This window comes from Parahaliea mediterranea, assembly GCF_017255185.1.
Lineage (GTDB): Bacteria > Pseudomonadota > Gammaproteobacteria > Pseudomonadales > Halieaceae > JAFKCZ01.
Genome location: NZ_JAFKCZ010000014.1, coordinates 103,564 through 126,842 on the forward strand (window position 1 = coordinate 103,564; position 23,279 = coordinate 126,842).

Genomic DNA, 23,279 nt, shown 5'->3' on the forward strand with positions numbered 1-23,279 from the left:
GGTGATTATAAGGTAGAAAACGCGCTCTCAGACGCGCCGAGGGGCGATCTGATTCCCCTTTTTTTGCAAAACTGTGAATCGCCCCGGGTTCTTGAGCGGCCGGGCGATGCAAATACACGCCAGCTCAAAGCCTGTCGTTGAACTCATGCGTGAGGGGGTGGGGAGGGGCTGCCCCGGCGCAAACGCCGGGGCGCAATGTCACACGGGGGGTGCGGGCTCAGTTACCGAACAGCTTGCCGAAGGCCTCGCCCACGGCCTCGGCGGCGGATTTCTGCCCCTGTTCACCGTCGTCGCCCTGGTCCTGCCCTTGATCCTGGTTCTGGCCGCCACCGAAGATGCTGCCCAGGATGCCGCCGGTGCTGTTGTCGTCGCCGCTTTCGCCGCCCTGTCCGCCGCCAAAGGCCTCGCTGAGCATGGAGCCGAGGTCGGTGGGCTCGGCCGGCAGGGCAAAGCGCTCGGCGGCCACGTTGGTGTCCTCTATCGAGCGAATCCGCATGTCGCTGCCGTAGCGCAGCACGCCCATGTTCAGGTCCTGCAGTTTGGCCTGCATTTGTTCACCGGCTTCCAGTTCGTCCTTGAATGAGTCTTTGTCCAGCGACTTCGCCATGTTGACGGCCATGCTCTGGATCGCGTCGCGGAACCCGCGCGCCAGCGGGTCCTTGGACAGCACCATGTCGGCGCTCTGCTCCTTGCCGTTGTGGTCGATGTAGCGCAGCGCATAGACCTCGCCCTGGATACCGCCGAGGGTTTCGCTCTTGCCGGTGGCTTGCAGTGACAATACCTGGCTTTCCACCGTGCTGGGAGCAGTGCTCCCGGCCATGGCGCCGAACATTTTGAAGGCCGAACTCATGTCCAGCACCATCGGCTGGCCATCGTTCTGGGTCACCACGTACATTTTGCCGTCGCGCATCAGCATGTAGCCCTGCTCGTTGCCGGTGGGATTGATGCGCAACAGGTCGCCCTCGTACTCGAAGGTTATTACCTCGCCGTCCTCGGTTTCCACCTCGGCGATGTCGGCATAACTGGCGGAGTGGTGGATACCGGCAAGCGCGATGGTGGCGGTGAGGCTTGCTAGGGATTTACGCATGGTTGGCTCCTGTGTCCTTTCAGGTAGGGGTGCGATGCTTTCGCGGTACTCCCCAGTATCAACCGAAAACGCCGTTTTTACCACCGGCTAGTTGCGGGCGACCTCGTAGGCCGCCAGGGCGGCCTGGCGCGCCTCCCGGTGGTCGACGATGGGCTGGGGATAGGTCTCGCCCAGTACCACGCCGGCCCCGGCCAGCACCGGGGCCGGCGCCGCGAAGGGCTGGTGCAGGTATTTGTCGGGCAGGGCGGCCAGTTCGGGGACCCAGCGCCGCACGTAGTCTCCGCCGGCGTCGAATTTTTCGCCCTGGGTTACCGGGTTGAAAATGCGGAAGTAGGGCGCCGCGTCGGCGCCGCTGCCGGCTACCCACTGCCAGCCCGAGGCGTTATTGGCCAGGTCGGCGTCCACCAGGGTGTCCCAGAACCAATCCTCGCCGTGTCGCCAGTGCAGCAGCAGGTGCTTGGTGAGAAAGGAGGCGGTGACCATGCGCACGCGGTTGTGCATGTAGCCGGTTTGCCAAAGCTCGCGCATCCCCGCGTCCACCACCGGGTAGCCGGTGCGTCCGCGCTGCCAGGCGTGTAGTGCCCCCTCATCCCAGCGCCAGGGAAAGGCGTCGAACTGGGCCTTGAAAGGGCTCTCGGGCAGGTTGGGGAAGAAGTGGAGCAGGTGGTGGGCGAATTCGCGCCAGCCCAACTCGCTGAGGAACTTCGCCACCTCGTCGGCCAGCGCCGGGTGTTCCCTGCCGGCGCGCTGCGCCGCGTGCCAGACCATGCGCGGGGATATCTCGCCGTAGTGCAGGTGGGGCGACAGGCGGCTGGTGCACTCCCGCGCCGGGTGGTTGCGACCGGTGTCGTAGTCGCTCACTCCGTTGGCGAGGAAGGCCTGCAAACGGTCGCCGGCGCCCTCGGGGCCCGGCCGCCAGTGCTGGTGCCAGTTACTGGCCCAGTCGGGCTTGTGGGGAACCAGGCGCCAGTCGCCCAGTTTCTCCGTGGCGAGCGAGTGCCTGTGGCCCGCCAGCGCCTCCGGGGCGGGGCGCGGCAGGGGCGGCTCGGGCTGTCGCAGGCAATGACGCCAGAAGGGGGTGAACACCTTGAAGGGTTCGCCGGACTGGTTGAGCACACTGCCCGGCTCGAACAACAGGTTGCCGGGAAAGCGTTTGACCTCCACACCGCGCGCCCCGAGGTCATCGTACAGCGCCCGCTCCAGCTGCGCGGCCCAGGGTTCGTATTGCCGGGTGCAGTAGAGCGCTTCGGCGCCGCTCTCGGCGCAGAGCTCGCGCAACACCTCCAGGGCGGGACCCCGGCGCAGCAGCAACCTGGCGCCGCACTGTCGAAGCGCGGTATCCAGGGCCTCCAGGCTGTAGTGCAGCCACCAGCGGCTGGCGCCGCCGGGGCGCCAGTGGCCGGGTGTGTCCTCGTCGAGAATGTAGACCGGTAGCAGCGGGCGACCGGTAGCGGCCGCCGCGCTCAGGCCGGGGTGATCTCTCAGCCGCAGGTCCTGTCGGAACCAGAATATGATCGGTGAACTCATGCCTTGCTTACGTAGTTGCCGTATCCGCTGGATCAGTGTCCGACGGACAAAGTGTCCAGGTATTGTCCAGCCATTCGGTGCTTGCCCGGGACTGGTCGTAAATCCGCGCCGTTTCCGCGGCGCGTAGAAAATTGTACCCAAGGCTCAACGGAGAAGCTTGTCATGCAGTTGATCAAATATTTTTCATTCGCGCTGCTGCTGCCGCTGGTGGCGGCCTGTAGCGACGGTTCCGACAACGATTCCCAGGACATGCCCGATCCCATGCCGCCGGTACCGGAGGTGCGCTCCGCCGAGCTGCGTGTGACCCACGCCTCCCCCGACGCGCCCGACGTCAACGTCTACGTGGACGGTGAGCGCGCCCTGGAGAACGTGCCCTTCAAAGCCACCTCGGGCTTGATCGAATTTGATCCGGGTACTTACGAGGTCGAGGTTCGGGGCCTGTTGCCGGACGGTTCGGAGGTGTCGGTGATCGGCCCCGTTGCGCTGACGCTGGAGGAGGGACAGCGCACCGACGTGGTTGCCTACGACCGCCTGTTCGACGCGGCGGGCGAGGTCAATATCAAGGCCAGGGTGCTGGACCCGGTGGCTATCGGGGACGTTGGCGATGTGCAGGTGTCGGTGCTGCACGCCGCCGCGGGCGTGGGCACGGTCGATGTCTTTGTCACCGCGCCGGGCGAGGCGCTGGCAGGCGCGTCACCCATTAACCTGGCCTTCGGCGACGCCGCCGGGCCCGTCGCCCTGGAGCCAGACACCCAGTACCAGGTCCGCATCGCCCCGGCCGGATCCACGGATGTGGTGTTCGACAGCGGGGCGCTGTCCTTTCCCGCCGGCACCGAGCTGTTGGCGGTGGCCGTCGACAACACCTTCAAGACCGGCGCCAGCCCCGCCAGCCTGTTGGCCGTGGGGGCCGCGGAGGCCAGTGAGGTGGTCGATGTAAACAGCGTCTCGGCAGTGCGGGTGGTACACAACTCCGCCGATACCCCGGCGGTGGACGTGTTGGTCGACGGTGCCGTGGCCCTGGACGCGGTGCCGTTTCCCGCGGCCAGCGCCTACGACGACATCCAGGCGCCCAGTGGCACCTATAACGTGGTGGTTGCCGCCGACGCGGACAACAGTATTGCGCCCATTGATGCCGACCTCGAACTGGAAGCGCCGCGGAGCTACACCGTACTCGCGGTGGGGTCCTTTGCCGAGGACACCATCGAGGCGGTGTTGACCGGGGACGAGCGGCGCAGTGTCGCCACCGAGGCCACCGTTCGCGTGGTGCACGGGTCCTACCTGGTGGCCGCGGAAATTCCCGTCGATGTGTACCTGACCGCCGACGGCGTGATCGCCGACGCCGAACCGGCCATCGCCAACCTGGCCTATCCGGACGCCACGGATCAACTCGCAATCGCACCGGGTAACTACTGGGTAACGGTCACCGCCGCCGGTGACAAAGCGGTGGTGGCCTTTGATTCCGGGGCGCCGCTGGCACTCGAGGCCGGCAATCACTATACCGCCATCGCCCGCGACCCATCGTCGGCCGAGGTGACCGGTAGCCCCTTGATTCAGCTCACACTACTGGTTGACTGACACCTCCCTGTCGTCCCGCTTGCCCGCGCCGCCCCCCCTCCTATGGCGCGGGCTTTTTTTGGACTCAGCGGGGCGGGGGCGCCGCCGGCGTGGTGGTAAGGTGATTTGCCACCGCGGCTAACACCGGCGCGCAGTTCGCCGCCAGTTTTAACGCGGCCATGGGGTCGGCCCGGCTGGCGCCGGGATTGAGCAGTGCCAGGGGTTTGCCGGTGTCCCGTGCGTAGCGGCAGAAACGGAAACCGGAGTAGACCTGCAGCGAGCTGCCAACCACCAACAGGGCGTCGGCGGTGTCAATGGCCGCCTTGCAGCACGCCACGGTGTCGCGCGGTACCGCGCCGCCGAAGAACACCACGTCCGGCATCACCATCCCGCGGCAGGCCGGGCAGCGCGGTGGCTGCAGGTCGGCGGCGGGCTCGGTGATGTCGGCGTCCCCGTCGGGCCGGGGCGCCGCTGGCGCGGGCTGCGGGTGCACGCCGCCGTGGGCGAAGTGGCGCTGGATATCCTCGCGGGATTGCAGGCCCTCGCAGTCCAGGCAGCGGACCCGGTCCAGGCGGCCGTGGAGGTCGATAACCTTGCGGCTGCCGGCGCGCTGGTGCAGCCGGTCCACATTCTGGGTGATTACCAGCTCTACCACGCCGGCGCGCTCCATTGCCGCCAGCGCGAGGTGGGCGCCATTGGGGCGGGCGTCGCGCACCGCCGGCCAGCCGGCCAGTGAGCGGGTCCAGTAGCGGCGCCGCGCGGAGTCGCTGCCGACAAAGGCCTGGTGGGTAATGGGCGCGCTGTGTTGCCAGTTGCCTTCGCGGTCGCGGTAGGTGGGTATCCCGGAGCCGGCGCTGACACCGGCGCCGGTGAGAACCACCAGGCGGGGGTATCGCGCGATGAAATCCAGCAGGCGCGCGCTGTGTGCGTCATCGGTATGCATGCGGCGATTATACGCAGGGTCGCCGAGAGAGGATGCACTCGTGGATTTGCCCCGGCAAACAGGGGGGCGTAGAGTGCCAGTGAAGCGGAATCCGGGGGTGGCTTATGGAGATTCTGGTCAGCGGCGGCACCGGGTTTATTGGCACTGCCCTCATCCCGGCCCTGTGCGATGCCGGGCACAGGGTGACCGTGCTCACACGGCAGTCACGGGGCGGCCGCGACGGGCTGCGTTTCGTGCAGTCCCTGGCCCAGCTGCGCGAGCAGCCGGTGGAGGCCGTTGTCAACCTCGCCGGGGCATCGATGGCCGGCGCGCGCTGGAGCCGGCGCTACAAACGCGAACTGGTGTCCAGCCGGCTCGATACCACCGGCGCATTGATCGCCTTCATGCGCGAGCGTGAACAGCCACCGCATACCTTGCTCTCGGCCAGCGCGGTCGGTTACTACGGGCATCAGGGGGATCACTTCCTGGCGGAGGAGGCCGCGCCGGTGCCGGGTTTTGCCAGCGATCTCTGCCGCGGCTGGGAGCAAGTGGCGGCACAGGCGGAGGATCTCGGCGTGCGTACCTGCTACCTGCGCCTGGGGGTGGTACTGGACGCCGGCGGCGGCGCGCTGGTGGATATGGCGCGCCCCTTCCGCCTGGGTATCGCCAACTGGATGGGGCGGGGCGACCAGTGGCTCAGCTGGATACATCGCGACGACGTGGTCGCCGCCATTCTCTTCCTGCTGGACCAGCCCTGTCTCCACGGCGCCTTCAATCTCACCGCGCCGGTGCCGGTCACCGGCCGCGAATTCTGCGAGGCCATGCGCCGGCGGTTTCGCACCCTGCCGCCGATGTCCGTGCCGGGCCCGGTGCTTAAACTCGCATTGGGCGAGATGGCCGAGGAGCTGCTGCTGTCCGGGCAGCGGGTGGTGCCGTCGGCCCTGCGCGAGGCCGGCTTCGAGTTTTGCTACCCCGAGCTCGACCAGGCCCTGGACGCCATCTATCCAAGTCACTGACGCCGGGGCGGGAGCGGGCCGGCAGGTAAGGCTTCCTTAAGTTAACGGCGCTAGTCTTTTCGCGGTCTGTTCGGAACCGCAAAAGTGCGTATATGCTCCTAGCTCCTGTTTACGGGTCGCGTCGGCGTCACCGGCGGATAGACCGGCGTCTCCGGGACCACCTTCATCGCTATTACGATTTCCGACACCGGCGATTCGAGGAAATGGCGGAATCCGGCGGCGGGCCGGGTGTTGGCAATGCGATGTCCGATGATATCGTCATCAGCCTGACATCCTTTGGCGAACGTCTGGCACTGGCCCATCTGGCTGTTGAATCACTGTTGCGCCAGCGCCTGAGAGCCGACCGGGTTGTGCTCTGTGTGCCTGTGTCATACCGGGCTCAAGCCGAAGCCAACCCGCTGCTGTTGCGGCAACAGGAACGGGGCTTGAGCATCCGCTACTGCGCCAAGGACTATGGGCCCTTCACCAAGTATTTCTATACCATGCAGGACTGGCCGGACAGCCTGGTAGTGACGGTCGACGACGATATGATATACCCGGCCGATATGCTGGACCGGCTGTACGCGGCCTATCGGCGGCAGCCGGAGGCGATTCACTGTCACCGCGGTCACGGGATCAGGCGGCGACGCGGCCGACTGCGCCCGTACAAGCAATGGGAGTGGAATACCCCCAGTACGCAGGCTTCCCTGGATATCTTTCCCACGGGCGTGGGTGGGGTGATGTATTTTCCGGGGAGTCTTCACCCCGACGCGTTCAATGACAGGCTGTTCTCGACCTTGAGTCCGCAGGCGGACGACGTATGGTTGAAAGCCATGAGTCTATTGCGGGATACGCCCTGCCGCGTCGTGCCCCGCTACTTGCCGTGGCGTGTCCGCTTTGTCCCGATCAAGGGGTCCCAGGCCTTTGCCTTGAAACGGCTCAATAAGCACCGCCGCCTTGGCAACGACGCCAAACTGGCGCGCACGCTCGCCTGGTATGGAGTGGGTGCCGGCCCATAAACCGGGCTGCGGTTGCGCAGGTCATGGGCATCATGTGCCCGGGAGCCGTCACGCCATGGCGCCCGTTCCCTTCAGGTCCTACAAGTGGTTGCGCAGGCGCAGGTGGTCGGGGTAGGGCGCCATGAAAACCTGTTGGTCGATGTAGGGGTTGGGGTTGTTGGCGAAGTGGTGCTTGAGCAGCGTTACCGGCACGATGAGCGGCAGCTCGCCCACGCGGTACTGGTCGATGAGATCCTTGAGGCGCTGGCGCTCGTCGTTGCTGAGTTGCCGTTTCAGGTAGCCCGAGAGGTGGAACAGCACATTGCTGTGGGAGCGCTGTGTGGCGCGCTCCGTCAGCGCCGCCATCAGGGTGTGAATAAACTCTTGCGCCAGTAGGTCGATATCGCGCTTGCCGGCGTCCGCCAGCATTCGCCCCAGGGCTTTGTAGCTGGGGACGTGATGGGCCATTACCAGGTACTTGTAGCGGCTGTAGAAATCGACCAGGGCGCGGGCGCCAAGGCCCGCGTCGCACAGCGCGCGCCAGTCGTGGTAGGTGTACACCCGGGAGACGAAACTCTCCCGCAGCCCGGGGTCGTTGAGGCGGCCGTCGTCTTCCAGCGGTAGCAGCGGGTCGGCGGCGGCCAGGGCCGAGGCAAAGATGCCCCGGGTATCCGAGGCCACGCTGTAGCCGTTGTCCGCGAAGCGTTTTACCCGGTCGTAGCCGCAGCTGGGACTGCCCTTGACCAGGATATAGCCGCACAGCCGCGGCGCCCGCGCCAGCACCGTGTGGGCGTAGTTCGCCAGCGGTTCGGTGTAGTCCCGGCTGTGGGATTCGACATCCAGCGCCCGCACCGCGCCGCCGTCGCTGCCCACCAGATGGATGGGGGGGCGGGGGATGCCCATGCCGATGCCCACTTCCGGGCAGAAGGGCCTGACATCGAAGGCCTCCGTCAGCGCGCGCACGTGGCTGTTGGGGCTTTTGCTCTGGGCGTTGTAGCGTACTTCCTGGCCCGCCAGGCAGGCGCCTATGCCGATCACCGGGCGCGGCGGCTGGGTTGCGTGCTGGTGCATGGTACTGGATTCCTGTGTGGGTGTTTCGACGTTAGCGCCGGTGGCTGCCGGGCGCAAGGGCGCATTGTGTGATACGCGGACGGGGGCGTTTCGGAGCAGCGCAATGACGGATTTTTACCGGTAGCGCGATGATAATCCGGTCATCCGCGCGGCTGGCGGCGGCGTAGCAATACCACACGTCAACCCGGGAGCCAGGCATGACTGAGTCGGTATTGGAGCATCGCCCCCTCTACGCCATTGGTACCGTTGCCCGCCTGACCGGCCTCAAGCCGGACACACTGCGGGTGTGGGAGCGCCGCTACGGGCTCGGCGCCAGCCAGAAATCCGCCAGCGGCCGCCGACAGTACACCCAGGGCGATCTGGAGCACCTGCAGCTGGTCGCGGCGCTGGTGGCCAGGGGCGCGCGTATCGGCGAAATCGCCGGCGCCGGGCGCAAGACCCTGGACAGCCTGCTAAGGCAGGTCGCGCGCAACGGCGAGGCGTCGCCGGAACCCAAGATTCGCGGCGCCTTCGTCGGCATCCCTCTTTGCGACTGGTTGCACCGGCACCAGGGCTATTTGGCCGGGGTGGACGCGCTGTTGGTGCGAGCGCCGGCCGACGCGGTGCCGGGCAGCGTATGCGAGCAATTGAAGGGCTGCGATGTCCTGGTGTTGTTCGCCCCGCGGCTCTGCGGGGCGGCGGTGGAGAACGCACTCGCGCTGCGCGCGACCCTGGGCGCCGGCCGCGCCATCCTCGCGTGCGAAAGCGCCGGCGAGCGCGCCGAGGCGCACGCCCGGGCCGCGGGTTTGGGCACCATGCCATTTCCGCCCGAGCCCGGGCGCCTGAACTTCGAACTGGGCCACTGCGCGGCGGCCAATGTCGCGCGTCGGGGCTGTTCCGACGTGGGGGAGCTGGTACAGGCCCGGCCCAGGGAGTTCAGCACCGAGGCCCTGGCGGCGGCGGGCGGCCTGAGTCATGCCCCGGGTTGCGAATGCCCGCGCGACCTGGCGCGGCTGGCGGCGTCGCTGGCGAGTTTCGAGACGCTCAGCGCGCGGCGCTCCGCGCGGAACTGGCGCGACGCCGCGGTCCACGCCCGGGTGTACGCGTTTACCGCCCAGGCGCGCTGGTTGGTCGAGCGGGCCTTGATGGCGGCGCTGGAGGGGTGTGAAGCCGACTTCGCCGCGGCCCTGGCGAGGCGGTCGACGGACGAGGGGAGCCTGGGCGACGCGGCCTAGCTGGCGGCGCCGGCGGGCGTGCCGTAGCGAGCCCAGATACGCTGCAGCATGGCGGAGTCGCGCGCCAGCCACAGCCACAGTAGCACCGGGGTGAGCGTGGGCACGATCAGGGTATTGAGCTGGTAAAGAAGGGCGATGGCGGCCGGCGGGGGCAGCGGTACGGCGCTCGCCTCGAACAGGGTGGCTCCCAGTCCCAGCATCAGGTTTTTCAGGCTGATGCTGACCAGGCCCAGGGCCATCAACAACCACAATACCACCAGCCCGCGGCAGAAGCGTTCCAGCGCCTGGCTGACCCGCGAGGCGAACAACAGGGCGGCGAAGAAGGGGATCGAAAACGACAGCAGGCGGGTATCCACGGGGAAGCCCATCTGGTATCCGGCTTCGGCGGCGGGGACGATGCGGCCGTCGATCTCGCCGAAATGGGTCATCACCATCAGTTTGCTGTCACTGAGCGTCACCGACTCGACCACTTCCGGCAGGGCCCACTCCAGCGCGAGTTGCGCCAGGTAGAAGGCCGGCGCCGCGGGCAGCGCGCCGCCGGCGTACCACAGGCCAAAGCAGGGCACCATGATCAACAGCACCCACGCCATGTAGCGGTAGGGGGAGGATTCGCTACTCACGATGTGGCGACCGCGGCGTCCCGTCGGTTGAGGTAGCGCAGGTAAAGCAGGAACACAATCAGCACGTCGAGCATGATCAGCACCGGCCACAAGTACAGGTGGGTGAAGCTGAATACAGAGTCGCTCCACTGGCCGAGGTAAAACAGGCTGATGATGCGCCCGATATTCATCACCTGGATGGTCACGAAGCCCACCAGGATGGCCAGCAGGCGATGGCGCCAGCTGGCGGGGAAGGCCAGGATGCCGGCAATCAGCACGATCGCCGCCTCTACTCCGTTGCAACCCGCTTCGATGGATACGGCGAAGCGGTTTACCGTGTGCTCGATCACCCGCCCATAGGCGATGACATCGGCGTCGAAGGGGGTGATGAGGGACGCGCTGAGAGTCGCCAGGCCGGTGGTGAAGGGCTGGATGAAGTGCTGCTGTACCGGCTGGAGCATTTCCAGCGTAAACAGGCCAATCAGCACGCCCAGGAAGATCGCAATGAATTTGGTCATGGTGATGGTATTATGACGGAGGTTTGCCGCGCGGGAAAGCGCCCGGCGCATTATTCATTCCTCGGGAGATTCTCATGTCGCAGACCGGGCGCTGGATCGGCTTGATTCTTACCGCCGCGATGCTCGCTTTCAGCGTGTGGATGTACCGGCAAACCGGCGACTGGGTGGCCCTGGTATTCGCCGCGGGCAGCTTCGGTTACGGCCTGTTTTTTGCCTCCGCCGCGATCCGGGGAAAATCACGATGAACTCAATCACTGCAGCGAGAGCCGTGCCTGTGAGGCAAGCGATGAAGAAAATGAAAGTCCAGTTGGCTCGTATACCCCTGTTGTTGTGTCTGGCGGCAATGCTCTCGGGTTGCGCCTCGCTGATGGCGGACATGGATCCGCCCGTGGTCAATGTGGACAGTGTCCGCTCGCTGCCGGCCGGCGATGGCGGGCCGCGATTTGAAATCACCCTGCGTATCGCCAATCCCAACAAGCAAGCGTTGGATATCGCCGGTATCAGTTACTCGGTCGACATTCTGGACCACTCCCTGGTCTCGGGCCTCACCAACGAGGTGCCGCGCATCGAGCCCTATTCGGAACAGAGCGTCACCCTGCGGGCCGGTGTGAACATGCTCCAGCTGCTGCGCCTGCTGGCGGATCTGGGCCGCCAGCGCAACGAGGCGCTGGACTACCGCTTTGCCGCCAAAATCGACTTCAAGGGTTTGCTGCCCACCCAGCGGGTGGAGGAAAGCGGCAGCCTGACCCTGTCACCGTGAAGGCGCGGAGGCGTGGTGGCGTCGAAAGTCCTCGCCACTGGGGTAGGACGCCTGGGTGCCCCGGCGGGTGACGCTGAGGGCGGCGTAGGCCACCGACCGTTCGATGGCGGGGATGACCGCCATGCCGCCGACCACGCTTTGGGCGAAGCAACCGATGAAGGCGTCCCCGGCGCCGGTGGTGTCCACCGCGTCCACCACGGGGGCCACCGCCTGGTGATGGGAATCCCGGGTGACATAGAGCGCTCCGCGACTGCCCAGGGTGACGATCAGGTTGTGCAGGCCGTGGCCGAGCAACTGGTTGGCCGCAGTGTGGACCTCGTCGAGGCTGTGCACCGGCAAACCGGTTATCAGCTCCAGCTCGCTCTCGTTGGGAATGAAGTATTCGCAACGGCAGGCATGATCCAGGTCCAGCGCCGCGTTGGCCGGGGCCGGGTTGAGCAATACCGGAATGCCCGCGGCGTTGCCGAAGGCGATCGCGTGATAGACCGTTTGCAGGGGGATTTCCAGCTGCAGCACGATCAGTTTGCAGCGCATCAGGTCCTCGGCGGCGCGGTCGATGTCCGCTGGCAGCAGGTGCTTGTTGGCGCCGGGGATGATCAGGATGCGGTTGTTGGATTGGCGGTCGACCATGATCGGCGCCACCCCGCTGGATACGCCGGGTACCTTGTGCACGTGGCGGGTGTCGACTCCGGCGCGCTTGAGATTGGCGATGGTGTTGTCGGCGAACAGGTCGTCGCCGACCTTGCCCAGCATCATCACCTGCGCGCCCAGCCGCGCCGCCGCCACCGCCTGGTTGGCGCCCTTGCCACCGCAACCCATGGCAAAGTCGTCCGCCTCCAGGGTTTCGCCGAGCGCCGGCAGGCGGTCGATGTAGGCGATGAGGTCCACCATGTTGGAACCGATCACGGCTATGTCCATATCTGCCACCCCCAACGTTATACTGGTGTTGGTTATACTGCGCGAATGCACCGGCCCATGTTGCCGGCCATATAGTATAGACAAGCCGTCCCCTACCAGTGCGGAGGTCGACCGGAATGGACCAACGTCAAACCCTGGCCAGTTACATCGACCACACCCTGCTCGCCGCCGGCGCCACCGCCGCGGAGGTGGAGACGCTTTGCGCCGAGGCGCGAGAATACGGCTTCAAGGCGGTTTGCGTGAATTCGCGCTTTGTGCCGCTGGCCCACGCGGCCCTGGCTGGCAGCGAAGTGCTCACCTGCGCGGTGGCGGGTTTCCCGCTGGGCGCCATGTTGCCGGCGGCAAAGGCCGAGGAGGCCCGCCTGGCGGTTGCCGCCGGTGCCCGTGAAATCGACATGGTGATAGCCGTGGGCGCGGCGCTCGCCGACGACTGGGAGGCCGTGGCGGAGGATATCGCCGCTGTCCACGCGGCCTGTGGCGACGCCCTGCTGAAGGTGATCTTCGAAACCTGCCTGCTGGACGAGGCGCGTATATTGCGCCTGTGCGATATCTGTTCGGCGATCGGCGTCGGCTTCGTCAAGACCTCGACCGGCTTTGGCGGCGGTGGCGCCACCACCGAGGTGGTGGCGCTGATGCGCGGGCGGGTGGCGCCGGCGGTCGGGGTGAAGGCCTCCGGGGGAATTCGCGATAGGGCCGCGGCGCTGGCCATGATCGCGGCGGGCGCCACCCGGCTGGGTACCAGTTCCGGGGTGGCGATCGTCGCCGGCGGTACCGGCGACGGCGCCTACTAGCGGGCTGCTAGCCCCAGATCGACTGGGCGAAGATCGCCAGGATGATCACCGGGCACACCACGCGCACGTAGGCCGGCCAGATCTTCCAGAACAGGCCGCGCTCGACCTCGGGGTAGCCCTTGCGCAGTTCCTGCAGCAGGCTGTCGCGGTGCCAGATCCAGCCGGCGTAGATGCAGAACATAAAGCCCAGCAGCGGCTGGCTGTAGCGGGTGGTGAGGGCGATCACAAAGCCGAACAGCTCGCCGAAATTGAGCAGGATCAGGGTGCTGACCCCGGCGATCAGGGCCCCGATGATCACCACCGCGGTTTTGCGGCTCACCCCGTGCTCCTCGATAGTATAGGCCACCGGGACCTCCAGCATCGAGATGGAGGAGGTGAGGGCGGCGATGCTCATCAGGAAAAAGAAGGTCAGGGACACCACCACGCCGGCGGTCCCCATGGTGTCGAACAGCGCCGGCAGCACGGTGAAAATCAGCGTGTCCTCCGAGATCAGCGCGCCGCTGGCGTTGAAAATCTCCACCCCGTTGTTGAGCGCCACGTACATCGCCGGCAACACCAGAAAGCCCGCCAGTACGGCGATGGAAATGTCCACCAGGGTCACCATGCCGCCCAGGGCGGGCAGGTTTTCCCGGTCCGATACGTAGGAACCGTAGATCAGCATGGTGCCCACACCCAGGGACAGCGAGAAGAAGGCCGCGCCCAGGGCGCTGATGATCAGCTTGGGCGAGAGCACCCGCTCGAAGTCGGGCAGCAGGTAGACCTTGAGCCCGTCCGTGGCGCCATCCAGGGTCAGCACGTAGGCCACCAGCAACAGCAGGGTCACCAGCAGGATTGGCATCAGCCGGCTGGACCAGCGTTCGATGCCCTCGCGCACGCCCTCGGAGATGATGCCCACGGTCAGAACCATGAACACCAGCATGAACAGCACGTTGCGCGGCAGGCCGAAGGTCGTCAGCCACCCGGCGGCGCCGTCCAGGCCCAGCAACTCCGCCAGCGAGGCCAGGAAATAGGCGATCATCCAGCCGGCCACGATGCCGTAGAAGCTGAGGATCAGGCTGGCGACGATGAAGCCGATGATGCCGGTACTCATGCCGATCCGCCGGGTGAGCGCGCCGGGTGAGATCAGGCGCAGGGCGCTGACCGCGTTGGCGTGGGCGTGGCGGCCGATAATCAGTTCCGCCATCAGGGCGGGGTAGGCCAGCGAGAAAGCCAGCACCAGGTAGACCAGCAGGAAGGCCGCGCCGCCGTTGCTGGCGGCCTGGGTGGGAAAGCCCCAGATATTGCCCAGCCCCACCGCGCTGCCCGCGGCGGCCATGATAAAACCAAAGCGCGAGCTGAATTCGCCCCGAGTCGAAGCCATAGAGAGTGTTCCGTTCCGTTTGTTATAGCGGTGGCGAGTGTAACACGAAGCTCGCGCCTGCCCGCCACCCGACGGCGGGAGGCTTCAACGGCCCAGGGAGGCCTCGCAGGGACGGGTGGCCGCCCTGTTGTCTTTTTTGATCCCGAACAGTTTCAGGGTCAGGTTGGGGATCAGCATCAGCGCCTCGGCGGAGGCGTCGGCGGTGGCGGCGATGGGCGATACCCGGGTTTTGGGTTTGGACATATCGCCGCGCAGGGTGACGGAGGAGGGGATCTGCAGGGTGCGGTTCTTGGAGCGCGGCACCAGGGTGATGTCCATCTTGCCACGCACGAAATCCAGCTCGCCCTCGCCGGTGGCCACCATGCGCGGCGACTCGATAAAGATGCTGTCGGTGGTGGCGACGCCGGACTTGAGCGCGAAGTGGGCCATGGTGCACTGCACGTGGGTGGATTTTTCCAGCGCGGCGCCGGAATAGATCCAGGCCAGCAGGTCGGTGGCCAGCACGTCGTAGGCGGCCCCCTCGATCTCCGCGTCCTCCAGGGCGATGGCCACGCTGCCGTCCAGGGAACCGAGCCACTGCTGGCGATTGACGCCCCGGGCGCTGACGCCGCCGCGCAGGTTCAGCACGCCCTGCACGTCACTCTTGACCCCCAGGTCGCGTACCAGTTGGCTCATGTCGATGGCCAGGGCCTGTCCGCCGAGACTGATGGCCGGGGGCTGGGTCTTTAGGTCGATCAGGCCGCGGATCTCTGCCACTGCCTTTTCATAGTCGATATTCAGGGTCTTCAACAGGTATTGCCGGTCCCGGCCCTCGATTTCCAGATCCAGGGAGCGGACGCGGGTGCTCTCCCCGCTGACGCCGCCCAGGTGAAGGCCGAGTTCCAGCGGGTAGTTCGGTAGCGCCTCGATCAGCGACTCCAGGCTATTGTCCCTGGCCGGCGTATCGCCGCGGTCCCTGTCGCCCACGACTCCCGCGCCGAGGCCGAGGTCCGCGATGCGCACATGGGGGGACGCCAGGGTGAGCCGGAGGTCGGTCAGCGCGCTATCGCCGTAACCGATGTCGCTGTCGATCCGCCACTGGGTCTCGCCCAGCGTGGCGTCGCCGCGAATACGCATCCGCCCCTGGCCGGCCTCGGTGCGCAGTGCGGCGCGCAGGTCGGGCAGCGGCAGGCCGGTGAGCGCCGCGAGCAGGGGGCGGTTGCTTATGCGGGTGTCCAGCGACAGGTCGCCGCGGGGCAGCCCGGTCAGGTCTCGCAGGTCGCCGCTCAGCGCAAGGCTTAGGCCCTTGCCCGCGGTGTTGCTGATGTTGATCCGCGACAGGTTCCAGGTGCTTCCATCCTGTTGCAGCCGGCCGCCGCCCGACAGGCTGCCCAGCGGCTCGGGGTAGCTGAATCCCTCGCGCAGGGTGTGCACAAGATTGCGGGTGTCCAGGCCCGAGAACTGGATGTCGAGTGTGGTGCCGTCGAGCTTGGCCAGGTCGTCCATCCGCCCCCTGGCGCTGAGGGCGACATGTTCGCTGTCGATGGCCGCGGCCAGGTCGGCCAGGTGGAAGCGCCGGCCCTCCTGTGCCAGGGTGGCGCTCGCGGAGAGCGCGCCGAGCACCGGTACTTCAAGGTCCAGGTATTGCGACAGGGCGCTGGTGTCACTCAGCGACAGCTTCAAGTCGCCCCGCACCGATTCCAGCCGCCACTGCTCGCCGCCCTTGATTCGCCCCGACAGTTTGTCCAGGTCCATCTCGAGGTCACTGCCCTCCAGTCGCGCGCTGCCGTCGCCGATGTGCAGGCTGTTGCCTTCCCCTGATAGCGCGAGCCGCGCGCCGAGCCGGTGGTCCGGGGGCAGCGAGAGGTCCAGCCAGCTGTTGAGCTGGTTCAGGGACGGTGCGCTTGCCGTCAGTTGCAGGTCGATTCCGCTGAGCGATGCGGCGGTGATCGGCCGCGCCAGCGACAGCCGGTCAATGGACCCGGTGGCGCGGATCTCGGTGGCGCCGGGCTCGCCCAGGCGGGCGTCGACCCGCGAGGCCCGCAAACCGTCCCGGGTACCCGTTACTTCCGCGTTCAGCTCCCAGATCCCGGGCTCGAAGGGCGGCTCCCCCAGCCACTGGCGCAGCACCGCCAGGCCGGGGCCGCGCATGGTCACGTCCACCCGGTTGTCCCGCGTGGCGGGCTGGCCGGAGATCGCGCCCGGCGCCAGGCTGCCGGCAATATCCACCTGCAGGCCGTCGGTGTGACGGGTGCTGAGTTCAAAGCGTTCCACCGCCACCTGGCCGAGCGGTCCCGTCAGCTTCAGCCGCGCCCGGGCCCGGCCCAGGGCGGTCAGGTCCAGGTCGACCCAGTCCAGCAGATAGCCCAAATCGTCCATGTGCCCGTCGGCTTGCGCGTTGATTTCGGCGCGTCCCGGGCCCCGGTAGGAAAAGTCCCCGGTGGCGGTGAATTCGTAGTCGGGCAGGTTGGCCAGGCGGAATTCCGCGTCCGAGAGCGTGAAGGTCTCCAGGTCCCCCCGCAGGCGCCCCCGGACCTGGAGATTGCCCTCGACCTGGGGCGTTTTCTCGAAATAGACCAGCAGGGCGCGCACCTCGGGAAAGGCCGCGTTGATGGTGAAATCGTAGCTGAATTCCTCGATACCGCCGCGCAGCTCGCCCTCGGCGATAGCCACCCGCGAGCTGCGCGTGGCGTGGAATTCCCCGCGCAGCTGCAGGCCGCGGAAACCCTCGGCGCTGCGGATGGCGTAGAGATACAGGGTGACGTCGAGCGGCTCGTCCTCGTAGTCCGAGGTGGCCCGCAGGCGATACCGCCCGGGGCCCTGCCTCTGGCCGACGATGTCCTTGAATCGCGACACGCGCGTGGATTCGCCGCTGACGACGACGTGCAGCTGGTCGATCTCAACGGTCTCGGGCAGCCACCGCAGGTAGCGCATCCATTGCGCCGGGGCCGGGTCGGCGGTGTCGTCGCCGGCGGCCACATGAATGATCACGCTATCCGCGCTCAGGTGGCCGTCGCGCAGCCGGTGGACCAGCAGGTCGAGCAGGGGGTCCCGGGATGCAAAGCCGGTAATGGAGAGCAGGGCGTTGCCCTCGCTGTCGTCCTGGTGGAGGTGGATCTCATCGGCGCGGAAGCGCGCGCCGTCGCTGTCGAAGCGCGCGCCGCGCAGCTCCAGGTCGAGCGGGGTCAGCGTGTCCACCGCCCATTCAATGGCCCGCAGGCCCCGCTCCGGGAATTGCTGCAGGAAAAGCCCGGCGCCCGCCAGCCCCAGCAGAATCAGCACAACGGTGATGAGAAACAGCCGCATGGCGCTCCTGGCCCGCACCCTAGAACCGGGGCAGTGTAACACGCGCCCGGGCCCTTGCCCGGCACGGCGCGTACTGTGCTATGATGCCGCCGCCCCGCGTGGGGGCCTCAGCTATCCTGCTGCCCGGATGGTGAAATTGGTAGACACAGGAGACTTAAAATCTCCCGCCTATTGCAGGCGTGCCGGTTCGATTCCGGCTCCGGGCACCAGTATTTATAGAGTTAGAAAGGTTTTCGTGAAAAACATTTAGGTGCTGTGAGCTACATAGTAGACAAATAGTAGACGAATTAGGATTTAGTTAGCTGGTAACCAATCAAAATTGTCATCACAAGGTGGGTTGAATGCTTATTGGAGAGGCTTGCATGTGGAATGCCAGTTCCATTCTATTAAAATAGGATCACTCGTTGGTCAGCCACTTTGTTGTTCCATGGCGAACAATGCGAATGTATGACATCGCGCTTTTATGTTTTTCGTAAATCTCATGAAGAGTTAGGTCCAAGCTGTAAGCAGCATAATTTCTATGAACGCTCTCATTCCGCTTTTTGCATAGCTCTAAAAAGTTCGCTTCGGCGACTTGGCGGTTTTCCCTCTTATCAATTAATTGCCGCATTTTTTCCCTAAAATCAGGGCCAAATTTACTTAAAAACGGGTTGGTGTTTTTTGCGCTGCGAAAATCAAACCACTTGTAAAATTGACCATCGATTGCAGATTTTTCTAAAAACGTGCTCATTGGCTCATAAAATCGACCGGCTTTCACTACATCTCTAATGGCCCATACAATTTCCTCCTCATAGAGCGAGGCACATGATAAAAGTAACGACTTTGTTAATAGCTGGCTCATATTAAGATAGCTAGATAACGCAGACCGTTGGTTTAATGCGCTCAATTCGGTAACGCATGATTCATACATATCCTTAATTATTATTGGGTTTCTGACCGGCATGAATTTACTCCACAGCCAGCAGCATTCGGCCTTTTACAGAATCTACATCTGTAGTCTTGCCTGTAAATAGGTCTTCAAAGCGGGGATGCTTTCGCAAGTCTATTATGTACTGATCGTCAAAACGGCGAATCAGTGTAGCGTCTTTTTCATTGAGAGCATTGGCAGTTGACCAAGCAAAACACGCTTCAATTATTGGGACAGATACTCGTTTAGATTTTGGTTCGAGGAAAAGATTGCGATCTATATCTGCAAGGCATTCGGAAAAAGCAGTGAAGCACTGTGTATATAAACCATTCTCATCTGAATGGTTTTTCATTTTTCTGCAGTACTCATTAATAAACTTTGACAAAGGCTTTTTGAAGTTTTCATAGTTCTCTGACAAGGCAAAAATACGCAGGATAATTTCCACATCTTTTTGTCGCTGGTCGGGGCCACTGCCGAGAATTTTTCGCCAGTTTTCATTTTCATTTAGTTGAATAGCTAGGCGCATGAAGTCACCATAAAATAGCGACATGCGAATTTCCTGAGGGCTAAGATTTATTCCTCCTGTGTTGAGGCGGTTAAAAAGCTCAAATATTGAGCTTTTATCATCGTCAGGACGGACTTGTTTTACCATTATATTGCGAATGGTCCGAAGGTCGAATGTTGATTTTAGATCACCTAGGCTGGCGTAGGTCAGCCCTTGATAGGGAGACGCAGCTCCATCCGGGTTAAACGATAGCTTGAACGTAGAAAAGAGAGCATCATCTTCTAGATCGGATTTTTCTAGCCTGCCTTTTTCGTTAAATATTGCACGTATTTTTGCTCGTGCATCGCGTTTAGGAAATCTTCCACACATGAAATAGTAGATAGTCATGAGGCGTTGCTGGCCATCGATGACTAAAAATCTGTTTTTCGCTTCCTCGTACAAGAAAATTTGTGGGATAGGAAGGCCCATGAGTACGGATTCAATTAGCTTTGAGGCTTTTCTAACATCCCAAACGTAATTTCTCTGGAATCCAGGAATCACAATGGATCCTGCTTCTATAAAGTTGAAGTAGGAAAGCACATTGAAATCGTTGGGGCTTGATACGATGTCGTACTCCTTAATCGTAATATCAGAGTCGCCGTCAGAATCTGGATCAAATAATTCAATGTCGACATCGTTATTCATATTGCACCGTGCAAAGATTTATGGATGAATTTGGCCAGAAAACAGATTCTAACCTAGATGATTACCTTTAGGCGAAGGCTGCGTGCATCTGAATTACACTAATGTGTAAAAAAAAGAAAGTCATTGGGCGCAACTCGCGACGTTTGTTGCCGACTCGGGAGCTTGGCCCGAGTCGTGCCGTTCGTCAACTTGATTGTGTTATTGAGTTATCAATATTTCCACCCAAAAAAGCTATGTATCCATACACATGCCCTAGAGTTTTCAGCTGTCCTTCCTTGGTAATTGGGGTGGTGCTAGCTGCCTCCTGCCCTCTTAGGATTCTAATGATCTGTAGTTGTCGTACGGCTAGAGCAATATATTGACCGGATTGCCAGAATGCGCTTTTCAAACTAATCTCGCCGAAAAATCCTAGCTCGAGGTTGGTATCCGCCATCAGCTCCATCAGATCACCCGCGATGTAGTATTCTTCGAGTAGCGCTTCCGCCTCATCTGGCTCGATATGCGCGGCAATGACAAACCCGTCAATGGTCGCGAACGGGCTTGCCGCTGGCAGGCTCTTAGTGCTCCCTGGTGGCATTTTGATGACCTGGGCGGATTCCCACCCTTCGCCGCTAAAATACTCCCGCAGGGCAGTCTGCCAGCGGTCCTCAAGGACCCGTTTCCCGCCCTCGAATTGTGAAAGGTACGAGCGGTTCAATCCCACCGCGCGAGCAACATGGGCCTGGGACATGCCCAGTGATTCGCGAGCCTGGGTGGCCTCGCTGGGTGACAGTATTTGCATTGTGTTTCTCCTATTGATCGAAAAAAGTTCTTCTAACGTTCTTGCCAATTCCCGCACAGGCAGCCCGTACAGTTATTGACACAAGTCCAAGCCGCCGCGATGCGGCGGGGCGTTCGGCCAGCTCTCCGTGCTCTGCATCGTGCGCACTGACCAGGTTTTGGTTCTGGTGGGCAGCTGAAAATGCGCAGCTAGTTTGGTGCCGCGCATGACCACGCCCTTGATCCTCTCTACAGTCTCTGCATAAGCGTTTTCCTCCTCTTTGGTTACCATCCAGGCCCGCAGGGTTTGGCCGTCCCTGGATACCAGGGCGCCCCCCATGAGCTCGACAAACGTAGCCCAGTCGCCGGCGTCGGCGGCCGCACGTATGGCTTCTAGCTTTTCGGGGCAGCAGTGGGGCAGCGCATCGCGCAGCCGGCGCAGTTCGCGCCAAACCGTGACCGAGGTGTTACCGATGGGCTGGAATTGGCGAATGCCCCAGGTACTTGCCCAGGCCACGGCGGCCTGTGCGCCAGATGCCCCAGGCGCCCCGGTTTCAAAATCGGTACCCACGCCAACGGCGTCGATATTTTTGGAGATGTATTTGGCGATATAGCCGGCGGCAGAGCCCTTATTGGGGTCGATGCGTTCCAGGACAGCGCGGCGCTCCTGTGCGCCACGCTCGTCGCCATCTTCGGCCAGCGCCTTGGTTCTGAAAATTTCCCAAGCCAGGGGCGCATCGTCGGGGTTGATAAATACCAGCAAGTGCCAATGCGGCGTGCCGTCATGGTGCGGCTCCGCAATGCGGAAACCGAATACCCGTATCCCTGCGCGGTGCCAGGCGGCGCGTATGGTCGCCCACACGGCGTTGAGGTAGTCCTGCGCTTCTCTTGGTGTGGTGCCGTTGTAGCGCTTGTTGGGACGCCCTGTGCCACTGTGGACGGGGTGGTATTTGCTGGGGCAGGTCAGGGTCAGAAATAGCCCTTCAAAGCCCATCACTTGGGCAATGCCTTCATAGCCATTGAGCCGGGTCATCAGCTCATTGCGGCGAAGCTCGGGATTGGAAACAGACGCGTCGGCAACTTCGGCCAGGTTCAATACATCCCCTTCGTTGCTCAGGACTTCCAGGTCCGCCAGAGTCCGCCGGTTGCGGCGACTGCGGGACTGGTGACGTGCAAGCCCTTGGCGCGAGATATAGGGGCTCTTATGCCGGGAGACGTATCCGCGGCTTCGGTAAAAGTGCTCAAGCTTCCTGGCGGCCAGCGGGCGCAATTGGCGGCGCCACCATTCAGGGGCGCAGACGCGAGCCATGGCGGAGAGCTCTTTCTCACGGTTGCCCCGGTGGTTGCCATCCAAGGGGAATGTCAGCCCGGCTTGAGTGACCGCGTCAATTGCCCAGTCCAGGGCGATATCCAGGGAGGTGCGCTGCACGATTGCCGTGAAATCGCGCTCCATGTTCCGCGATTTGGCCTTGGCGTACTCGGCGATTTCTTCATCGCCACAGGCGGCGGATAGCCCTGTATTGCCCAGGCGCAGCTCCAGGTCCGCGTCCCGCAGGGCGCAATTGGCGGTCCTGTAGCCCACTCGTTCCGCGATCAGCAGGTATTCCCTAGCCAAGGTCTGACTGAGGCTGGGGTGCCGCCGGAATATTTTTTTCCGAAATCGGGCGCACTGAGGCGTGCCGTACTGCTCCACCGCCTCAAGAGGTAGGCTATTGCCTTCCTCGGAAATAGCGTCGGCCGGTGCGGTGTTGGGGGCCTGCAAGGTCATACGGTCCGTGCGACGCCTCAGGCGGCGTCTATGGCGTATTGGGAGGTAGAAGTACGGACCTTGGACTCGATGTAGTTATCCAGGTCTTGCTTCCGGTAGCGGACCGAGCGTGAGCCAATCCGTACGAAGGGGATTTTGGCGCCGGCCCAGCGGTCGCGCTCAAGAAATGCCGCGCTCACCGATAGGTAGGCGGCGGCTTGCTTTGTGGTAAGGAGGTTGCCGGTCATGTCTCTGCTCCAATTGCGATTTTTCGCTATTGAAGCAGCGTGACACCGTCCTAAAAATTCGGTTAGCGTCGCTCAGTGGTGTGTAGCTACGTTGAGCGACGCTAAACGATGTGATGTGGTCAATAAATGATCAAATTTAAAAGGGGTATGGGGCGTCAATCTGTGCGTAATGTTGCTTCAGCTTTCGCCGCATCGACTCTGGTGTGCGAGAAGCTACGAGTTTGAACAGGTTGGGTCGCTCGCGCTCCAACCATTTTAGAAAGTCGGCTTCCGCGTGAGATTGGTATCGATAGGTGTGATTGGTGCCTAACGCATCTACCCAATCAATGTACAGGTCGTAAATGGGCTGCTTGCTTTGATGTGTCCGTTTGGCATTTCTTTGGTTTTTCTCCCGTCGCTTGACCTCATCCAAAGACAGGGACAGGGCTTCGCCAAAACTGCTTGCCCGAACAGCCAGGGCGGCCAGCCCTCGCACCCTGCTCGCGCGGTCTTCGTCCGTCATGGGGGTTTCAGGGATAACGCCCAACTCGGGATTGGTCGGTTTAAGCCACTCTAAATAGGCTTCGGACGGCCATAGGAGGTTGATGATTTCACCCGAGAGGCTGAGTGTCAGCACGCCAAGCAAGGCAGGCCATTCCTCCATGGGGTGGTCGTGCTCGGCATAGGTCAGATACGCCTTCAAGAATTCCGGGTCGCCACAAAGTCGATAGGTGAATCGCCCCGGGATTTCCGGAGGCTCAGTTGCTTGAGTCAGGCCGCCATGGCTGACTCTTCTTGCTGGCGATAGTACGCCATTTCCAATTCCGCCGGCGGAATATTGCCGATGGGCT

General features: G+C 63.2%; 22 protein-coding genes and 1 tRNA gene. 8 read left to right on the top strand and 15 right to left on the bottom strand.

Annotated features, from left to right (window positions below):
* Positions 1 to 217: 217 nt before the first annotated feature.
* A complete protein-coding gene (locus JYP50_RS17570; protein WP_206561857.1) occupies positions 218 to 1,087 on the bottom strand; it encodes a hypothetical protein in 870 nt (289 codons plus the stop codon).
* 87 nt (positions 1,088 to 1,174) lie between these two features.
* A complete protein-coding gene (locus JYP50_RS17575; protein WP_206561858.1) occupies positions 1,175 to 2,614 on the bottom strand; it encodes a cryptochrome/photolyase family protein in 1,440 nt (479 codons plus the stop codon).
* Between the two features lie 162 nt (positions 2,615 to 2,776).
* Between JYP50_RS17575 and JYP50_RS17580 the strand changes: the two genes are divergently transcribed.
* A complete protein-coding gene (locus JYP50_RS17580; RefSeq protein WP_206561859.1) occupies positions 2,777 to 4,189 on the top strand; it encodes a DUF4397 domain-containing protein in 1,413 nt (470 codons plus the stop codon).
* 64 nt (positions 4,190 to 4,253) lie between these two features.
* Here the strand turns inward: JYP50_RS17580 and JYP50_RS17585 are convergent, their stop codons facing one another.
* Complete coding sequence (locus JYP50_RS17585) at positions 4,254 to 5,111, bottom strand: NAD-dependent protein deacetylase (RefSeq protein WP_206561860.1); 858 nt, start codon at positions 5,109 to 5,111, stop codon at positions 4,254 to 4,256.
* Positions 5,112 to 5,215: 104 nt separating this feature from the next.
* On the opposite strand from JYP50_RS17585, the gene JYP50_RS17590 reads away from it, so the two are divergent.
* Together JYP50_RS17590 and JYP50_RS17595 are read left to right on the top strand one after the other, a co-directional pair.
* Positions 5,216 to 6,106 (top strand): TIGR01777 family oxidoreductase, encoded by an 891-nt coding sequence (locus JYP50_RS17590; protein WP_206561861.1) that lies wholly within the window; start codon positions 5,216 to 5,218, stop codon positions 6,104 to 6,106.
* 203 nt (positions 6,107 to 6,309) lie between these two features.
* On the top strand, positions 6,310 to 7,104 hold the full coding sequence (locus tag JYP50_RS17595; RefSeq protein WP_206561862.1) for a hypothetical protein: 795 nt from the start codon (positions 6,310 to 6,312) through the stop codon (positions 7,102 to 7,104).
* 78 nt (positions 7,105 to 7,182) lie between these two features.
* On the opposite strand, the gene JYP50_RS17600 is transcribed toward JYP50_RS17595, so the two are convergent.
* Positions 7,183 to 8,154 carry a YbgA family protein gene (locus tag JYP50_RS17600; protein WP_206561863.1) on the bottom strand — a complete coding sequence of 324 codons (972 nt, stop codon included), beginning with the start codon at positions 8,152 to 8,154 and terminating at the stop codon, positions 7,183 to 7,185.
* A gap of 197 nt (positions 8,155 to 8,351) precedes the next feature.
* Here JYP50_RS17600 and JYP50_RS17605 point away from each other — a divergent pair, with 197 nt between their 5' ends.
* Positions 8,352 to 9,368: a MerR family transcriptional regulator gene (locus JYP50_RS17605; RefSeq protein ID WP_206561864.1), complete on the top strand. Its 1,017-nt coding sequence runs from the start codon at positions 8,352 to 8,354 to the stop codon at positions 9,366 to 9,368.
* Here the strand turns inward: JYP50_RS17605 and JYP50_RS17610 are convergent.
* Both JYP50_RS17610 and xrtH read right to left on the bottom strand, forming a co-directional pair.
* Positions 9,365 to 9,988 (bottom strand): exosortase H-associated membrane protein, encoded by a 624-nt coding sequence (locus tag JYP50_RS17610; RefSeq protein WP_206561865.1) that lies wholly within the window; start codon positions 9,986 to 9,988, stop codon positions 9,365 to 9,367. The two genes, JYP50_RS17605 and JYP50_RS17610, sit on opposite strands and share 4 nt — an antisense overlap.
* Positions 9,985 to 10,485, bottom strand: a complete 501-nt coding sequence (gene xrtH / locus JYP50_RS17615) for an exosortase H (RefSeq protein ID WP_206561866.1) — start codon at positions 10,483 to 10,485, stop codon at positions 9,985 to 9,987. The genes JYP50_RS17610 and xrtH overlap by 4 nt, the downstream gene beginning before the upstream one ends.
* 74 nt (positions 10,486 to 10,559) lie before the next feature.
* On the opposite strand from xrtH, the gene JYP50_RS17620 reads away from it, so the two are divergent.
* The gene (locus JYP50_RS17620) at positions 10,560 to 10,730 is read left to right on the top strand and encodes a hypothetical protein (protein WP_206561867.1); all 171 of its coding nucleotides are present in this window, start codon (positions 10,560 to 10,562) and stop codon (positions 10,728 to 10,730) included.
* Between the two features lie 62 nt (positions 10,731 to 10,792).
* A complete protein-coding gene (locus JYP50_RS17625) occupies positions 10,793 to 11,245 on the top strand; it encodes an LEA type 2 family protein (protein WP_206561868.1) in 453 nt (150 codons plus the stop codon).
* Here JYP50_RS17625 and rbsK read toward each other — a convergent pair.
* The gene (rbsK, locus tag JYP50_RS17630) at positions 11,237 to 12,163 is read right to left on the bottom strand and encodes a ribokinase (protein ID WP_206561869.1); all 927 of its coding nucleotides are present in this window, start codon (positions 12,161 to 12,163) and stop codon (positions 11,237 to 11,239) included. The genes JYP50_RS17625 and rbsK overlap by 9 nt on opposite strands.
* Positions 12,164 to 12,279: 116 nt before the next feature.
* Here rbsK and deoC point away from each other — a divergent pair, with 116 nt between their 5' ends.
* Positions 12,280 to 12,954 (top strand): deoxyribose-phosphate aldolase, encoded by a 675-nt coding sequence (gene deoC, locus JYP50_RS17635; protein ID WP_206561870.1) that lies wholly within the window; start codon positions 12,280 to 12,282, stop codon positions 12,952 to 12,954.
* A 7-nt stretch (positions 12,955 to 12,961) separates the two neighbouring features.
* Here the strand turns inward: deoC and JYP50_RS17640 are convergent, their stop codons facing one another.
* Both JYP50_RS17640 and JYP50_RS17645 read right to left on the bottom strand, forming a co-directional pair.
* Positions 12,962 to 14,314, bottom strand: a complete 1,353-nt coding sequence (locus JYP50_RS17640; RefSeq protein WP_206561871.1) for a sodium-dependent transporter — start codon at positions 14,312 to 14,314, stop codon at positions 12,962 to 12,964.
* Positions 14,315 to 14,398: 84 nt separating this feature from the next.
* The gene (locus JYP50_RS17645; protein ID WP_206561872.1) at positions 14,399 to 17,599 is read right to left on the bottom strand and encodes an AsmA-like C-terminal region-containing protein; all 3,201 of its coding nucleotides are present in this window, start codon (positions 17,597 to 17,599) and stop codon (positions 14,399 to 14,401) included.
* A gap of 121 nt (positions 17,600 to 17,720) precedes the next feature.
* On the opposite strand from JYP50_RS17645, the gene JYP50_RS17650 reads away from it, so the two are divergent.
* A tRNA-Leu gene (locus JYP50_RS17650) sits at positions 17,721 to 17,808 on the top strand.
* A 188-nt stretch (positions 17,809 to 17,996) separates the two neighbouring features.
* On the opposite strand, the gene JYP50_RS17655 is transcribed toward JYP50_RS17650, so the two are convergent.
* From JYP50_RS17655 to JYP50_RS17680, 6 genes are all read right to left on the bottom strand, one after another.
* On the bottom strand, positions 17,997 to 18,542 hold the full coding sequence (locus JYP50_RS17655) for a HEPN domain-containing protein (RefSeq protein ID WP_206561873.1): 546 nt from the start codon (positions 18,540 to 18,542) through the stop codon (positions 17,997 to 17,999).
* Between the two features lie 4 nt (positions 18,543 to 18,546).
* Positions 18,547 to 19,695, bottom strand: coding sequence for a DUF262 domain-containing protein (locus tag JYP50_RS17660; RefSeq protein ID WP_206561874.1), 1,149 nt, complete (start codon positions 19,693 to 19,695; stop codon positions 18,547 to 18,549).
* 184 nt (positions 19,696 to 19,879) lie between these two features.
* Positions 19,880 to 20,476 (bottom strand): helix-turn-helix domain-containing protein, encoded by a 597-nt coding sequence (locus tag JYP50_RS17665; RefSeq protein WP_206561875.1) that lies wholly within the window; start codon positions 20,474 to 20,476, stop codon positions 19,880 to 19,882.
* Between the two features lie 72 nt (positions 20,477 to 20,548).
* Positions 20,549 to 22,222 carry a replication endonuclease gene (locus tag JYP50_RS17670; RefSeq protein ID WP_206561876.1) on the bottom strand — a complete coding sequence of 558 codons (1,674 nt, stop codon included), beginning with the start codon at positions 22,220 to 22,222 and terminating at the stop codon, positions 20,549 to 20,551.
* Positions 22,223 to 22,239: 17 nt separating this feature from the next.
* On the bottom strand, positions 22,240 to 22,449 hold the full coding sequence (locus JYP50_RS17675) for a helix-turn-helix transcriptional regulator (RefSeq protein ID WP_206561877.1): 210 nt from the start codon (positions 22,447 to 22,449) through the stop codon (positions 22,240 to 22,242).
* A gap of 136 nt (positions 22,450 to 22,585) precedes the next feature.
* Positions 22,586 to 23,279: hypothetical protein (locus tag JYP50_RS17680; RefSeq protein WP_206561878.1), on the bottom strand; the 694-nt coding region annotated here is incomplete at its 5' end.